The organism is Paracnuella aquatica (assembly GCF_003332885.2).
Classification (GTDB): Bacteria; Bacteroidota; Bacteroidia; order Chitinophagales; family Chitinophagaceae; genus Flavisolibacter; species Flavisolibacter aquaticus.
On sequence record NZ_QOWJ01000009.1, the window covers coordinates 93,373 to 108,904 of the forward strand.

At 50.0% G+C, this 15,532-nt stretch carries 17 protein-coding genes; 3 read left to right on the forward strand and 14 right to left on the reverse strand.

All coding sequences use genetic code 11. From position 1 onward, the window contains the following. Nucleotides 1–130: 130 nt before the first annotated feature. From DRJ53_RS13565 to DRJ53_RS13605, 9 genes are all read right to left on the reverse strand, one after another. A complete protein-coding gene (locus DRJ53_RS13565) occupies nucleotides 131–682 on the reverse strand; it encodes a fasciclin domain-containing protein (protein WP_114236192.1) in 552 nt (183 codons plus the stop codon). A gap of 291 nt (nucleotides 683–973) precedes the next feature. Beyond that, the gene (locus DRJ53_RS13570) at nucleotides 974–1,810 is read right to left on the reverse strand and encodes an anti-sigma factor (protein ID WP_114236193.1); all 837 of its coding nucleotides are present in this window, start codon (nucleotides 1,808–1,810) and stop codon (nucleotides 974–976) included. A 41-nt stretch (nucleotides 1,811–1,851) separates the two neighbouring features. Continuing rightward, nucleotides 1,852–2,355: an RNA polymerase sigma factor gene (locus DRJ53_RS13575; protein ID WP_114236194.1), complete on the reverse strand. Its 504-nt coding sequence runs from the start codon at nucleotides 2,353–2,355 to the stop codon at nucleotides 1,852–1,854. A 57-nt stretch (nucleotides 2,356–2,412) separates the two neighbouring features. Beyond that, nucleotides 2,413–3,390 carry a signal recognition particle-docking protein FtsY gene (gene ftsY / locus DRJ53_RS13580; protein WP_114236195.1) on the reverse strand — a complete coding sequence of 326 codons (978 nt, stop codon included), beginning with the start codon at nucleotides 3,388–3,390 and terminating at the stop codon, nucleotides 2,413–2,415. 5 nt (nucleotides 3,391–3,395) lie between these two features. Further along, on the reverse strand, nucleotides 3,396–3,557 hold the full coding sequence (locus DRJ53_RS13585; RefSeq protein WP_162303874.1) for a PLD nuclease N-terminal domain-containing protein: 162 nt from the start codon (nucleotides 3,555–3,557) through the stop codon (nucleotides 3,396–3,398). A gap of 227 nt (nucleotides 3,558–3,784) precedes the next feature. Beyond that, nucleotides 3,785–3,958: a DUF4295 domain-containing protein gene (locus tag DRJ53_RS13590; protein WP_114236197.1), complete on the reverse strand. Its 174-nt coding sequence runs from the start codon at nucleotides 3,956–3,958 to the stop codon at nucleotides 3,785–3,787. Between the two features lie 75 nt (nucleotides 3,959–4,033). Then, entirely contained in the window at nucleotides 4,034–4,216 is a 183-nt protein-coding gene (rpmG, locus tag DRJ53_RS13595) for a 50S ribosomal protein L33 (RefSeq protein WP_114236198.1), read from the reverse strand. Between the two features lie 82 nt (nucleotides 4,217–4,298). Further along, the gene (gene rpmB, locus DRJ53_RS13600) at nucleotides 4,299–4,535 is read right to left on the reverse strand and encodes a 50S ribosomal protein L28 (RefSeq protein WP_114236199.1); all 237 of its coding nucleotides are present in this window, start codon (nucleotides 4,533–4,535) and stop codon (nucleotides 4,299–4,301) included. Between the two features lie 94 nt (nucleotides 4,536–4,629). Beyond that, nucleotides 4,630–4,854: a hypothetical protein gene (locus tag DRJ53_RS13605; RefSeq protein ID WP_114236200.1), complete on the reverse strand. Its 225-nt coding sequence runs from the start codon at nucleotides 4,852–4,854 to the stop codon at nucleotides 4,630–4,632. A 230-nt stretch (nucleotides 4,855–5,084) separates the two neighbouring features. Between DRJ53_RS13605 and lpdA the strand changes: the two genes are divergently transcribed. Beyond that, a complete protein-coding gene (lpdA, locus tag DRJ53_RS13610; RefSeq protein ID WP_114236201.1) occupies nucleotides 5,085–6,488 on the forward strand; it encodes a dihydrolipoyl dehydrogenase in 1,404 nt (467 codons plus the stop codon). A gap of 675 nt (nucleotides 6,489–7,163) precedes the next feature. Here the strand turns inward: lpdA and DRJ53_RS13620 are convergent. Beyond that, nucleotides 7,164–7,922: a DUF4197 domain-containing protein gene (locus tag DRJ53_RS13620; protein ID WP_114236203.1), complete on the reverse strand. Its 759-nt coding sequence runs from the start codon at nucleotides 7,920–7,922 to the stop codon at nucleotides 7,164–7,166. 172 nt (nucleotides 7,923–8,094) lie between these two features. Here DRJ53_RS13620 and DRJ53_RS13625 point away from each other — a divergent pair, with 172 nt between their 5' ends. After that, nucleotides 8,095–9,231: an NAD(P)/FAD-dependent oxidoreductase gene (locus DRJ53_RS13625; protein ID WP_114236204.1), complete on the forward strand. Its 1,137-nt coding sequence runs from the start codon at nucleotides 8,095–8,097 to the stop codon at nucleotides 9,229–9,231. On the opposite strand, the gene DRJ53_RS13630 is transcribed toward DRJ53_RS13625, so the two are convergent. Beyond that, nucleotides 9,220–10,497, reverse strand: coding sequence for a M43 family zinc metalloprotease (locus DRJ53_RS13630; RefSeq protein ID WP_114236205.1), 1,278 nt, complete (start codon nucleotides 10,495–10,497; stop codon nucleotides 9,220–9,222). The two genes, DRJ53_RS13625 and DRJ53_RS13630, sit on opposite strands and share 12 nt — an antisense overlap. 365 nt (nucleotides 10,498–10,862) lie before the next feature. On the opposite strand from DRJ53_RS13630, the gene DRJ53_RS13635 reads away from it, so the two are divergent. Then, on the forward strand, nucleotides 10,863–11,681 hold the full coding sequence (locus DRJ53_RS13635; RefSeq protein WP_114236206.1) for a glutaminyl-peptide cyclotransferase: 819 nt from the start codon (nucleotides 10,863–10,865) through the stop codon (nucleotides 11,679–11,681). Nucleotides 11,682–11,743: 62 nt separating this feature from the next. Here DRJ53_RS13635 and DRJ53_RS13640 read toward each other — a convergent pair whose 3' ends face one another. From DRJ53_RS13640 to DRJ53_RS13650, 3 genes are all read right to left on the reverse strand, one after another. Next, entirely contained in the window at nucleotides 11,744–12,685 is a 942-nt protein-coding gene (locus DRJ53_RS13640) for a class I SAM-dependent methyltransferase (RefSeq protein ID WP_241558552.1), read from the reverse strand. 485 nt (nucleotides 12,686–13,170) lie between these two features. Continuing rightward, entirely contained in the window at nucleotides 13,171–13,803 is a 633-nt protein-coding gene (locus tag DRJ53_RS13645) for a hypothetical protein (protein ID WP_114236208.1), read from the reverse strand. Next, a complete protein-coding gene (locus tag DRJ53_RS13650; protein ID WP_114236209.1) occupies nucleotides 13,803–15,443 on the reverse strand; it encodes a TonB-dependent receptor in 1,641 nt (546 codons plus the stop codon). The genes DRJ53_RS13645 and DRJ53_RS13650 overlap by 1 nt, the downstream gene beginning before the upstream one ends. Between the last annotated feature and the right edge of the window lie 89 nt (nucleotides 15,444–15,532).

The window sequence follows — 15,532 nt, forward strand, 5'->3', positions numbered from 1 at the left end:
CTTGGGTAAAATGGGGCCGGTTTCTCTTTAAGGCCGCAAAGGTCGCTAAAAGCAGCCGTATTCCTCGTTAAGGGCAACAAAAATCCCCCGGAAAAAAGCCGGGGGATCATTCACCTAAACCTATGCACGTTTACATTTTGGGCAGCAACACGTGGTCTACCACGTGGATCACGCCATTCTTTTGCTGCACGTCGGCAATGGTTACCTTGGCTTTACCACCGTTGGCATCCCAAATCCATACATTGCCGCTTTCGTCCTGCGAGGCGGTAAGCGTACCACCGGCCAAGGTGGTAACGGTGGCTTTGCCGCCATTTTCCTTGATCAGTTTCACCAGGTCTTTTGCATCCACTTTACCCGACACTACATGGTATTTGAGCACACCTTGCAGAGCCGCCTTGTTTTCGGGCTTCAGCAGGTTATCAACGGTGCCTGCGGGCAGCATATCGAATGCTGCGTTTGTGGGCGCAAATACGGTAAACGGACCCGCACCTTGCAAAGCACCGGCAAGGTCGCCTGCTTTTACGGCTGCTACCAGCGTGGTGTGGTCTTTAGAGTTCACTGCGTTTTCAACAATGTTGCGGGTAGGCAACATGGCTGCACCGCCCACCATAATTGATTTTTGGGCAAACGAATTGCTTGAGAGGGCTACAATAGCCAATGCACTAAAGAATAATTTTTTCATGGTTTCGCTTTTTGAAAAACAATTACGCAGGGCAGTGCTAAATGGTTTGCTTTTTTTTGAAAAAAATAGATAAAAGTCAGCTCTGTTGCAGGTTTGGTGTTATTGCAATAGAATCGTTACACAAAACAAAATAAGGTTGTGCATGTCCGTTAGCAACGGGCTCGACAATAAAACTAGCCATCAATGTTGCTATAAAAATTTTCTTTGAAGTGATGAACCAATAGAAAACATGGGCACAAAAAAAGGAAGCAGCGCTTCCCAATTATGATTGCAATGGTTCTTTAAAACTGTTTATACTTTGCCCATCACCCACATGGCTTCCATGGTAGGTACCGGGCTGCCGCCGGCCTGCTCCAGCGTAATGGCAAATGCTTCGGCACGTTCAAAAGTTTTCATTTGCTGCAGGCTTGTTTGGGCGCTGCCCAGCATGCCGCCATCCACCGGCTTGCCATCTACAATGGCCCAAAGTTGGTACTGCTTTCCTTGCGGTGCCGCCGGAAGCGACACAGGGCTAATGAATACTTCTTTGGTTTCCGTGTTCCAGAACAGTTGTGCCAACGCATCCCTTTTGCCGGGCACGGCACTGAGTTTAATTTTTTTATAAACATCGCTCTGCATCATTTGCAGCATCTGCCCCGAGGCCAAGTTTTCGCGTTGCAGCGTTACTACCTGCCGGTTGAGGCTGCGCATGTTTTGTTGCAGGCCAGCCACTTCATTGCGGTAGTCTCGGTTTTTATTCGCTAAAAAAATAACTCCGCCCAGCGACAACAGCACACCAATCAGTGCGGCAGCGGGCAGCCAAAACTGCACTTTGCCGGTGCGGTGTGGCGGTTGCATGGGCACAACGCCCGGGTCGGTTTGCTCTTCCGCCACGTGCAAATGCCTGCCGGTATGGATGGGTACCACCGGTACGTCTGATTCGTTCTCTTCCCTTTTCAGGTTGCGTAGGCGTTCCATCAGGCCCTCTTTTACCGAAGGTGCAGGCACAGCGGCAGCCCCACCGGCTACGCCCACCAGCGATGCACCGATCCGGTCCAGTTCTTCCTGTATTTCGGGAAACAGCAGTGCCAACTGGGCAATTTTATAGCCCTCGTCGGGCGGGAGCATGCCCAAAACGTACAGTTCCAAATCGCCAGATGATATGATACAACTAAGATCCACAGTCGTTTTTATCGGTTTGTGCCCACCAGCTTGCGCAGCTGTAGCAGCGTTGATCGGATACGGGTTTTAACGGTGCCCAGCGGAATGCCCAGCATTTTGGCAATTTCCTCCTGCGTATATCCTTGAAAATACGATAACTGGAGCAGCCGGCGGCTTTCCTCGGGCAAGCCCTCCAGTGTTTTTTTCAGGCCAATATCGGAAATGCTGCCGTGCAGCCCACCTTCCTGGTTATATACGTTTTCGGTAAGTGCTGTGGTTTGGGCCTCCCGCTTAAAATCCCTGGAGCGGGTACGATCAATGGCCGTATTACGGGCAATGTTCAGCATCCAGGTGTACAGGCGGCCTTTGGCTGCATCGTAGCTGCCCACGTACTGCCATATTTTTACAAAAACATCCTGCAGCACATCTTCCGCCAGCTCGGGCTGGGGCAATATCTGGTAAATAACGGTGTACAGCGCCTTGCTATAATGATCGTACAGGTAGCTGAATGCAGCTTCATCATGTGCCTGCAAACGGGCTACCAGGTCGGCTTCGGGGTATGTTTCGGGGGGCGGCAGGGTAAACAGCGATTAAGATTTTTCCAAATTAAATAAACTGTCTACAAACTCGTGTTTGTCGAACACCAGCAGATCCTCCATTTTTTCACCCACGCCAATAAACTTCACCGGGATCTTGAACTGGTTGGCGATGGCCAGCACCACACCGCCTTTTGCCGTGCCATCGAGCTTGGTAATGGCCAGTGCGGTAACATCGGTAGCGGCCGTAAATTGTTTGGCCTGCTCCAGCGCATTTTGCCCTGTTGAGCCATCCAGCACCAGCAGTACTTCGTGTGGCGCATCCGGAATTACTTTTTGGATCACCCGGCGGATCTTGCTCAGCTCGTCCATCAGGTGCAGCTTGTTGTGCAAGCGGCCGGCTGTATCAATCAGCACCACATCCGAACCGCGGGAAACGGCGCTGGAAGCGGTGTCAAATGCCACGGCTGCGGGATCGGAGCCCATGGCCTGTTTTACAATTTCCACCCCGGTGCGTTCGCTCCAGATGGTGAGCTGGTCCACAGCCGCAGCCCGAAAAGTATCGGCGGCGCCGAGCAGCACGCTTTTACCCGCTTGTTTAAAATTATACGCCAGCTTGCCAATGGTGGTGGTTTTGCCCACGCCATTTACGCCCACTACTAAAATGATGTATGGCTTTTTCGGCAGGTCGGAATGAAAGTCGTAGTTGTTGCCGCCCGGGGCATCAACCAGCGTGTCTTTAATTTCTTCCTGCAGAATTTTATTGAGCTCCGAAGTATTGATGTATTTATCGCGGGCCACACGTTGCTCCACCCGTTCAATGATCTTTACGGTTGTTTCAATACCCACATCGGCACCCACCAGGGCTTCTTCCAGGTTATCGAGCACTTCTTCATCTACGGTGCTTTTGCCGGCAATGGCATTGGTTACTTTCGAAAAAAAGTTTTCCTTGGTTTTCTGCAGGCCTTCATTGAGGCTTTCTTTTTCCTTTTCCTTATCGCGTTTGCCAAAAAGTTTGTCGAAAAAACCCATGCTGATTACTGATTGATTTTATTTTTTCTTCCAGCCAGGAAATAAAAAAGCATGCCCAGCACCGGCGCAAATAACACCACCAGTACCCACACCAGCTTGTCGTTGGCATTTGCGAACTGGCTCCGAACCACATCCCAAAGGGCCGCCGCCCATAATACTATCAACAAGAGTGAAAGGACGGCAAAAAGGATTATTGCCCAATCTGGTGCGAATAGTACCACATGATGCTTTTTTCAAAAGTAGGGCAAATGCGCTACAACGGCACCGGCCAGTTTTGCTGCCGCCAAAGTTCGTGCATTCGATGGTTTGGCCTTTGCCTATTTCCTGCCATGATAAAACAACAAAAGCCGTCCTGGAAAGGACAGCTCCTGAATATTATTCACCCAAGGCACAATTACTTTTGCGCCAGAAAATCTTTCACTTTGTCTTTGTGAATGATGTTCTCTTTGAAGGTGTAAGCGCCGGTTTTGGGGCTGCGTACGGCCTTGATTACTTTGGTCCAGTTCTTAGCCTCGGCAGAGGCCTTCAGGTCTTTAACCTTCGAGTTTTTTGATGCTGCTTTTGCCATGACAAATCAGTTTATAGCTTTTAGTTCCTAGTTTAGATTGGCTTCAATCTGAAACCACAAACTATAGACAATTGATTACTTGATCTCTTTGTGAACAGTTACCTTTTTCAGGTTGGCGTTGAATTTCTTCAACTCCAGACGCTCAGGGTTGTTCTTTTTATTTTTTACGGTAATGTAACGGCTGGTACCGGGCACGTCGGTTGTTTTTTGCTCGGTGCACTCCAGGATTACTTGTACACGGTTTCCTTTCTTTGCCATCTTGTTTTAGTTTGCTCATGAGCCGGTTTTGTTGCCGGGCCCAAAATGTTATTTACGCACTACTGACGGGCAGTAGCTGATTTTAGATGTGTTGCCCTTGTGCACGCAGATCTTTCACTACCGCCAGCAGGCCTCTTTTGTTGATGGTGCGGATGCCGTCAGCGGTCAGCTTCAGGGTGATCCATTTGTTTTCTTCGGCCAGGAAAAAACGCTTGGTCTGCAAATTGGGCAGAAAACGGCGCTTGGTCTTAATGTTCGAGTGTGAAACCTTGTGACCGCCGATGGGCGTTTTGCCTGTAACCTGACATACTCGTGCCATGACTTGGAAAAATTTTGGACGGCAAAAGTAGCTATTTCTGCCCAAAGAAAAAATTGAATTCCCAAAAAAAATGGGAAAATTTGGGCGCCCGCCTTTAAGCTAGCCCTTTTACCGGCCGGTCGTTCACCGAAATAATGCGCTGCAAAGGTATGCGAATGGCGCCATCGGCCACCACCACCGGCTCATCAGCACCCGTTTCCAGATCGGTGATGCGGGCCTGCAGGGAAATGATGCCGCCGTTGTCGCCTTCAAAACGCAGCCGCACCACCTGGCGCAGGTCCATCAGCTCTTCCAACTGTTCCATCAATGCCTGATTCATAGCATGATTATTAAATAAACCACAAACTACAAAGGGCAAACTACAAACTAAAAACCGCAATCTGCCCCACCCCATCCCGCTTTTGCACTTTAACGCTTTTAAAGTAGCTTCGCCACGCAAAAAATCGGTGAGCGTCACCTGCCTGCAGACCCGCAGTTTTACCAAAGGCTGTACCGCCTCGGCACTTGACCACTGACCCTTAAATCGAACATCAAAAATCAAAAAAGATCATGGCTTACGATGTCGTAGTTATCGGTAGCGGACCGGGCGGCTATGTGGCTGCCATCCGCGCAGCACAGCTTGGCTTTAAAACCGCAGTTATTGAAAAAGAAAGCCTCGGCGGTGTGTGCCTCAACTGGGGTTGCATTCCTACTAAAGCGTTGCTGAAAAGTGCCCAGGTTTTAGAATATATCAAACACGCCCAGGACTTTGGCATCCAGGCTCAGGGCCAGCAGGATTTTCCTGCCGTTGTAAAACGCAGCCGCGGCGTTGCCGACAAAATGAGCAAGGGCGTACAGTTCCTGATGCGCAAAAACAAGATCGACGTGGTGATGGGCTTTGGCAAAGTGGTGGCCAAAGGCAAAGTGGAAGTAACCGCAGCCGACGGCAACAAAACAACCGTTGAAGGCAAACACATCATCCTGGCTACCGGCGGTCGTTCGCGCCAGCTGCCCACCATGCCCATTGATGGTAAGAAGATCATTGGCTACCGCGAGGCGATGGTACTGCCTACCCAGCCCAAAAGCATGATCGTAGTAGGCTCCGGCGCCATTGGCGTTGAGTTTGGCTATTTCTACAACAGCATGGGCACCAAGGTGACCATCGTCGAGTTCATGCCGCGCATTGTGCCGGTAGAGGACGAAGACATTTCGAAAGAGCTGGAGAAAAGCTTTAAAAAGCAAGGCATCGAAGTAATGACCAACGCCGAGGTTACCAAAGTGGACACGTCGGGCGAAGGTGTAAAAGCAACCGTGAAGACCCAGCAGGGCGAAGTAGTGCTGGAAGCCGACGTGCTGCTGAGCGCCGTTGGCGTACAGTCCAACCTCGAAGGCATTGGCCTCGAAGAACTGGGCGTTAAGTTTGAAAAAGGCAAGATCACCGTTGATAAATTTTACCAAACCAATGTTCCCGGCATTTACGCCATTGGCGATTGCGTGCCCGGGCAAGCGCTGGCACACGTAGCTTCGAAAGAGGCCATCATTTGCGCCGAAGCCATTGGTTATGCCGAAAAGAAATACAATCATCAGCCCGAAGCACTCGACTACGGCAACGTACCGGGTTGTACCTACAGCTCGCCTGAGATTGCTTCTGTGGGCATGAGCGAAAAGCAAGCCCGTGAAGCCGGCTACGAAGTAAAAGTGGGCAAATTCCCGCTGAGCGCTTCGGGCAAGGCATCGGCTGCCGGCCACACCGAAGGTTTTGTAAAAGTGATCTTCGACGCCAAGTACGGCGAATGGCTGGGCACCCACATGATCGGCTACAACGTAACCGAGATCATTGCCGAAAGCGTAGTGGCCCGCAAACTGGAAACCACTTACCACGAGGTGTTGAACGCTATTCACCCGCACCCGACCATTTCGGAAAGCGTGAAAGACGCCATCGAAGTGGCTTACGGCGAAGCGATTCACCTGTAATACAATCTTCCATTCGCGGAACTTAGGTTCCAATATTTACTAAAGATTCCATCTCCCCAAGAGATGGAATCTTTTTTTGTAGCAGCCTGTGGTATCTCTTCTGTGCATCTGTTGCGTCGCACACTTGTACGTTCTGTAATACTATTGTGCTGTACTCAAGGACCTGTAGTAAACCATCGGCCCTTATTAGCTGGCATGCCGAACTTGTTTCGGCATCTCCTTGTGCTTTTGTAAACTCCGCGAGATGAAGGAGCTGCCGAAACAAGTTCGGCATGACAGACACTGAGTGTAATAGGTGTCCTACACCACCGCTAAAACTATGCGATAAGTTGGTAAAACTTCCTGCTCGCCAATCACGCTTTCTGCTTGTCATCCTGAGCGCAGCGAAGGATCTGAGCCTACACAGGCACCACTTTCGAAAAGAAGAGTAAGCCTCCGATTTCTTCAAAATATTTATCAACTATAACACTCAGATACTTCGCTGCGCTGAACATGACAAAGCACAAGGCCCTAAATGCTTTCAAGTAAAGCATCCATTGATGCACTTTCGTTCCACCCAAATAAAAAACGCCACAAGAAAATTTTATCCTTGTGGCGTTCTATCTTGAAAGAAAACGTTTTAAAAGGGCCCGATCCTAACCAGGCAAGTTCTCGTTAATCGAGAATAAGATCAGCCTATTGTGCAAACACCTTTTTCAATAAATCCGTACTCCTCGCCGCCGGGTTCTTCCGGATTTTTTGCTCCTCCAAACTCAGCTGTTGAAAAATACCGGCAAGTGCTTTCTGCGCCACATATTGGTTCAGGTCTGTCTCCACCCGTTCGCGGCTAAAGCGGTTATACGTAGTTGTTAGGGTCGTCCAGTGTTTGGTGGCATCCACTTTTGCCAGCGATTGGTCGATCACCGGCTTAAAAGCGGCCATCAGCGCCACAGATGTTTTGCTTTTCAGAAATTCGGTTGCTGCAAAATCACCGCCTTTTAAAATGCCCATGGCATCGTTGAGCGTCATACTGTGGATGGCATCCACAAAAATCGGCGTAGCGTTTTTTGCGGCATCTTCCGCTGCGCGGTTCATGCTCAAAATAGCAGCATCCACCTGCTTGCCCAGGCCCACATTGCGCAGGGTGCTTTCCACCTTTTTGGCATCTTCTGGCATCAGTATTTTCAGCGCTGCATTTTTAAAAAACCCATCCGGCGCCGACAATAAACTGGTACCCCGCTCCGCGCCTACTTCCAGCGCCTGCTTCAACCCGGCAGCAATTTCATCGGAGCTCAATGCCGACGCAGCGCCGCCTTTTTTAAACAGACCAGACACTTTCGACAGCGTCGTAGAGTCTTTGCTGCCTGTGTTTTTTTTCAGCACATTACCTAATTGTGCCGATGCGGTGCTTACGCTAAAAAGGAAAAGCAGTGCAATGGTTGATTGTTTTTTCATAGTAGATATTTGAAGTATTGTAGCAAGTGCATACGGCGTTTTTTGGCGCCGTTCCAATAAATTTTTTCTTGTCGCAACCTGCACATTAAAAAAGCAAAAAGGTAGCGGCGTTGGGTTCAAATTTAACCTGCACCCATCATAACACCGGGTTAAAATGGTTTAACTTCAATACATGATCTCCATCTGGGAACAAGAAACCTTTTTTGCACCGCAAGACATCATCATTGCCGGCAGCGGTTTTAACGGGCTGTGGGCCGCATTTTACCTCAAAAAGAAAAGCCCCAAGCTAAGGATTACTATATTGGAAGGAGGAGCGATCCCCACCGGTGCCAGCACCCGCAATGCAGGCTTTGCATGCTTTGGATCGCTGAGCGAACTGGTGTACGACGGTGCCGCTATGGGTACCGAAAAAATGCAGCAACTGGTGGAGCTGCGCTACAAAGGCGTGCAGCGCATCCGCAAACATTTCAAGCCATCACAAATTGATTTCGACCTGTGCGGCGGCTATGAATTGTTTGGTCCGGCACATAACCCAACTGCCGATAAACTGGACGCGGACATCGCATACATCAATACTTTGTTGCAAGACATTACGGGTAGTAAAAGCACATTTAAGCGCACCGATAAAAAGCTGGAAAACTTCGGTTTTGGTCACACAACACACCTCGTAAAAAACAAACTGGAAGGATACCTGCACTCGGGCAAGCTATTGCAATGCCTGCTGCAAACAGTGCAATCAATGGGCGTGCAGGTGCTCAATGGCTTTGCTATTAAAAGCTATGAGCACAAGGGCCACAGCCTGGATGTGCACACAGAAAATAGCTACAGTTTTACCACCGCACAACTGCTGGTGTGCACCAATGCGTTTGCCAAAACATTGATGCCCGATGCCGACATTGTGCCAGCCCGCGGGCAGGTGTTGCTTACATCACCTATTGATGGATTGCAGTGGAAAGGCGCCTTTCACTCCGACGAGGGTTATTACTATTTCCGCAACCTGGGCAACCGTGTGTTACTCGGCGGTGCCCGCAATAAGGATCTTGCAGGTGAGCAAAGTTTTGTATTTGCCACAACGGATACCATCCAGGATGAACTGGAACGCTACCTGGCCGAAGTGGTGCTGTCGCAACATGCCGGTCAATACAGCATTGAGCGGCGCTGGAGTGGCATCATGGCTATGGGCAGCGAAAAAACCCCGATCGTTGGTGAAGTGCAGCCCCGCGTTTTTGCGTCGGTGCGCATGAGCGGCATGGGTGTTGCGCTGGCGCCTGTGGTGGCGCAGCAAGTGGCTGATATGTTATTGGCCTGAGCCCGTTTTGATGAATTTTTCGGTGATGCGGTTGCCGTTGGCAAAGCCCTGGATAAAATACATACCGGTAGCCAGTCCATTCAATGCCACTTTTTGCTGCAGCGAAGTAATGATTACTTTTTTGGCCACACCACCATTCATGCCTACAACCTTCAACTCTTTTCCGATCCAGCTTGCATCGGGTAATGTGATGTTAATCCAATCGGCAGCGGGGTTAGGATAAAGGGCCGCTTTGGCAACATCTACTCTTGTTTCAGGTGTGGCAGGCTTGGTAGCAACCGTATCGATTGGTGCTGGTGCTGCAACTACAGGCGCTTCTTCAACTGTAGGTGCATCCAGGCCTTTGCTAGTGAGCATTTTCCGCCGTGCACCGCCTGCCGCAAAAAGGGAACGCATTTTTGTTTTTTGTCCCTGCGTAAACAGGTTCATGCAGGCATCGTTGGTAAAGTCCATGTAGTTCATGTACATATCGCCCTGCGTGCCGTTGTTGCAGCTGCTTAAAAAATAATTGGGACAACCCGATGTAAACCCACCTTGTTTGGGTGTATCATCAATTCCGTCATCGCCGCAATCGGCATCGCCCCAAATATGTTTCAATCCCATCCAATGACCTACTTCGTGTACCAGGGTGCGGCCCATATTGTACGCACCGCTTTTACCCAGCCCGATAAAAATGGGTGTATGAACCACGATGCCATCCACTTCTTTCGCATCGCCGGGCATGCTGCTATAGCCCAATGTGCGGGGCATGTTGCCTACCCAAATATTCAGGTACTGGGTCGCATCCCAAGCATCGGCGCCACCGGTTTTGTTGCTTTTGATTTTATCATCAATGGTCCAATCCTTTACATTGGTGCGTTTGCGTACAATGCCGTTGGTAGCTACACCGCGGGGATCAGAAGTGGCTAATACAAATTCGATTTCGACATCTGCGGCAAGCGCTTTAAAACGTGCAGGGGTATTTACCGTATCGGCGTTGCGGCGGCGAAAATCGCGGTTGAGTGCAGCGATGCCGCTTTTAATTTGTGCGTCGGAAATGTTTTGGGCTTCAGTTTGGTACACCACGTGCACCACTACCGGAATGCGGATCACACCTGTAGGTACCGTAGTTGTGCTGGTGCCTTCCATTCCACTGATCACTTCAGCAATGTGCAGGTTGTGGAGGCTTGCAGCGGGCTGGTTAGCCTTGTTTGCAGCTACGCAAACACGCTGTGCCTGCAGCGGGTATATAATGAAAAAAGAGAGTGCCAGTAAAATTGTCCTCATAGTTCCAGGGTTTGCCGGAATGCACAGGAGGGTTGGAAACGACTGGCTTTTGCACGATATGGACGGGCGGCATTATAGGAGGACTATGGCCTTTTTCAGAGGATTGGAACTATTGTATGGAATAAAAATGTAACGCAGCAACGATTCATTGAAATGGGCAGAAATGCAACTGATGCAAATCGTGCAGCACACAACAAGGAATGCAAAAAACTACAATGGTAAACTCAGGATAATAGAAGGAGTGGAATTTGAAAGGATACGGTTTCTTTGAAGGGTGCTTCAAAAATACACATTTGTAGTTAACCGCCAAGCACCTTTATAAATTTGTTTTCCGCTGGCTTGGAGCCAAGCTATATTTTTGCGTTATGAAATGGCTGCATACCCTTTTGATTGCCGGAACATCTTGTATTTTTTTTGCATGTGCCAATAGCGACGAAAGCGCAAATGATGGCAGCACCGGCATTACCAGCAATGTGCAGCAGCTCTCCTACTCCGTTGCGGCCACTTACCCCCACGATACATCTTCATTTACCCAGGGCCTTGAATTTTATAATGGTAAACTGCTGGAAAGCACCGGCAATTTGGGCAAATCAAAACTGATGCAGGTGGACATGGCCACCGGTAATGCAGTAACCAGCAAGCCCCTGTCGGCGGAACTATTTGGCGAAGGCCTTACTGTACTCAACGACACACTCTACCAGCTTACCTGGCAAAACCGAAAGGTGCTGGTGTATGATGCCAAAAGCCTGCAACCTATAAAAGAACTGCCGTTAAATACAGACGGCTGGGGCATTGCCAACGATGGCAAAAACCTAATTGTAACGGATGGCAGTAGCAACTTATATTTTTACGAACCGGGCTCGTTCCGGCTGCTGCGTACACAAGGCGTTACCATGGACGAAACGCCCATCGGCAACCTGAACGAACTGGAATTCATCAATGGGTTTTTATATGCCAATATTTGGCAAACGCCTTACATCGTGAAGATTGATCCCTCCAGCGGGCAGGTGTTGGCGCGACTTGATTTTTCGGATTTGGTGCAGCGGGTAAAAACAAAGATCCCGCAGTATGACACCGGCAATGAAGCCACACTCAATGGCATTGCTTACGATTCAACCACCAGGAAAATCTACATCACGGGTAAATACTGGCCGGAACTGTACGAGGTGCAGTTTGAGCATTGATGGCTGGTGGTGCAAGGCAAAAGAATATAGAATATAGAATATAGACGAAAGACTATAGACAGTTACTTTTTCTCGATTATATAAATCAGCGAGCTGCACTGGTCAGGATGCAGTACCGTATTCAAATTAGAGCGGATGCCGGTAAAGCCTGCATGCAGCCAGTTGGGCTTTTTGCCGTTGCGGTATTTACTACTCAATAAGGACACATAAAAAGCATCAAACCACATTGGTTTTTGCGCCACAATGCGTAAACCATGCTGCGCTACCAAAGCAGCCATTGATCTGGGTGTAAAATGATACAGGTGGCGCGGCACATCGTAGGCCGCCCAGTTGGTGCGGTACACTTCAGCATCCAGCGAGCCATAATTTGGTACAGCAATCAGCAATTTGCCACCCGGCGCCAGTAACTCCTGCAGGCGGTCCATATATGGGTGCAGGTCGTGTACATGCTCCAGCACATGCCACAGCGTAATAGCATTGAATGATTGCGGCGCAAACTCGTACAACGCCTGCGGCTCCTGCGCTTCCACACCATAACGTGATTTGGCCATCCGCCGTGCATCGGCATCGGGCTCCACGCCTGCCGCCTTCCAGCCCCGCCCCTTCATGTGGTGCAAAAAGGTTCCGGTGCCGCAACCTACGTCTAAAATAGCACCTTGCCGCAAGCCGGTAGCGCCTTCAATCAGTTTCGCCTTCTGGCTGATGGTGATGCGGCGTACCCGTTGATACAGCTTATTCATCAGGCCCTTGGTATCGTCGGTATGCGAAATATAATCTTCCGATTTATAAAATGCACCAATGGAAGCTGCATCGGGCACATCCTGCGTAAAGCGCAGCGAACAGGCGGCGCATTGCCAAAGCACAAATTCGCGGCCGCTGACCGTAAAATCTTTTACCGCCTGCAGGGGGTTGATCTCCGCACTGCCGCAAACCGGGCAGGTTGTATAATGCACCGTACCATTCATAGTGGGCTGCAAGGTAAATGCAATGGGTTTATTAGCCAATAGGAAGGGATGATGGATGGTGGAGATGATAGTTGGGAGTTCAGAGTTGGAAGTTGACAGTTGGTTATTGATAGTTCTAAGTCGGGAGTGTCAATTTGTCGATGCCTTTTTTACAGTTGTGCGATGTGAAGCAGTCATTGCGAGGCGCAGCGACAGTAATGTAGTTAAGTAAAAGGTGGGTGCCGAAGCAATCTCCAACAATATCAGCCCCTTTTAAACCTCTTAGATGAAAGGGGATTGCTTCGGCGCGGAAAAAACAACTACCCACAATGGACCCGCTGCGCCTCGCAATGACTGTTGTGTCGAAGCATTTTAGCAATAACACAGTACCACTATCAAATACCAACTGTCAACCACTAACTCCTTCCTCGGGCCCGCGAAGTATTTTTTTGCCGGAAAAAAATCACGATAAGAAACTTTGCAACAACTGAAGGCTTTTTACGCAGCCATAGAGAAGAACACTATATCGATCAAAATCTATTTCGCTAATTATGCTGCACCGGAGCCTGCTCAATATCTACTTTTTGCTGCAGGCCGGAAGCGGCAGTAGGGCTGTTAGCGATATAAATATGATAGGCAATAAACAGCAACGACAAGATCGCCACAATCCAGCCCACCAGCACCACCCATGAACGCCGCGGCGCATCTTCCAGCAACTCCGACTGGTATTCTTCGGTACTCAACTGCCGCTCCACATCGCCTACCAGCACAGTGTGTTGTACGTTCTCACGAAGCACCCGCTGTGCGGCTACCGGCTCTAGTAGTGTAGCGCTTTCATTTTGCGGTTCAAATTGGATATAAGCACCTTCCAGCTCCAACCGGCCAATGCCCTGCCAGCTAAAAGGCTGCTCCTGCAGGCGGCTGCGCAGCGCTTCGCCAAAACGGGTCAGTTCTTCGGCCACCAGGTTGGTGTCATTGTTGTAGGCATGGGCCAGCATCTGAATCTGGTGCTCCTCCACCATTGCCTGCCGCGAAAAATGCACCTGATGGTGCGGTGGCAGTAATTGCTGGTTCACCACATCCAACTGTGCGGGCTGCTGCACCAACTGCAACGTACCCACACCCGGAATGCCTACCGTTTTATACGTAAAAAAATACTGATGTAATTCCTGAAACACTATTTATTCCCGTTTTGAGCGAACGAAAATACAACGCCGCCGAGGAAGTTGAACCCATAAACCGGATATTGGTTCCAGCGCTGGTATTCTTTACCAAAAATATTGTTGAACTGCGCCCACAGTTTAATGTTTTTCGCAATACCAAATTCCATCCCGGCATTGAGGTCCACCGCACCTTTCTGGCGGCGGCCATCGCCACCTTTGGTAAGGTAACGGGCACCCTCAAACGCAAACATATCGGCAGTGGCATACAGGTCTTTTAAGATCTGCACCCGCAGGCGGCTGGTAAATTCCATTGGCAGCAGTCCCCAGGCTTTGTCGTTATCGCGCAGGCCGGAAAAGTTATTCAGCCGCAGCATCGTGTTAAACGAAACACGTTCGCCCCAGGTATAGCCCATTTCGCCGGCAATGTACACATTGGTCATTTTCGATTCGTTCAGCACCTGGAACGATTTGCCGCTGGCAGTATCGTTCACAAACAGAGGCTGGTTGTTGAGCCGGTTGGAACCCGCACGAACATTATAGGAAAAATGATCGCCCACCGAACCTTTCACACCCACGTAGCGCTCTTCGATGCGGGTGTTGTACACCGTATCAGGCGCCCATATCCATGGGTTGAAGTTGGCGAGGTATTGAAAGCCGGAACTGCGGAAGTAACCGAGCCATCCCAGTTGCACAGTAAAGCCCTTGCTGGCAATGCCAAATTCGGCGGTAACGTTGGGCAGTACTTTAAATCCACCGCCTTCCCACGCCGGCTTGATCCCCGCCTGCACTTGCACGTTGGCATTATGGAAACGCAGTTCGGGTGCCAGCAAAAAGTAGTTGTTGCTCACCGCATCCTTTCCTTCGGGCTTGTAGCGGGTAAGGTTGGTTTCGGCGGCAAGTTTTGCGGTAAACCGGTTGCTGATGTTTTTAGAAAGGGGCAAATACAGGTATGTGTTGCTTTCCGAATTGCTCAGGCCATCGTTGAAAATATCGATGCGGATTTCCGGCGCATAATTAAGCCCATACTTGGTCGGCTCCAGGTTGCGGTACGCCAGGCGGCCGCGAATGGTAGCGTATTTCACCCGCAGCGAATCTTCCGGAAACTTCAGCGTGTCGGGCTGAAAGCCGTAGCGGTTATAGCGGTCCTGCACGGTACCAATGCGTGCCTGCCACTCGCCGTTGCGGGCATTTTGTAAAAATGCGTTGGCTTCAACTTCGGTGTTGCTGAACTTTTGGAAAGGCCGTTTGCCTTTCGAAGAAACATGGCTGCCATATAAGTTGAGTCCCGATGTTTTGCCATCGCCTAATGAAAGGCCCACTTGTGCATAAGGTGTACTGAGGTTACCAAAACCCAGCTTTGCATAATTGTGCCCATCAAAGCGGCCGCCGGTATCTACCTGCAGCGCCATTGGTTTTAGCGAACCAGGCTGAAACGCCAGCGAAAGATTCTGGTTGGGGATGGTGTATTGCAGCCGCGGCCGGGTAGTATCGGCGGTGGGCGGAGCGGCGTTGAAATTGATCTTGGCGGCTTCGCGGAGCTCGGGCTTGAAGGTGGACGTAACGCTTACTTCGCGTTTGCGGGTAGTGTCCTGCGCCTGTGCGCCAAGGCCTAAAGCAATGAACAGCGAACCGGCGAGAAAGTATTTTGTATTCATTGAGAAACGATGTCTTTTGAATTTGGGGCCACTAAGGCACGAAGAACACAAAGCAGCACTAAGAAATTCTTTCGTGCCTCTTGGTGCCT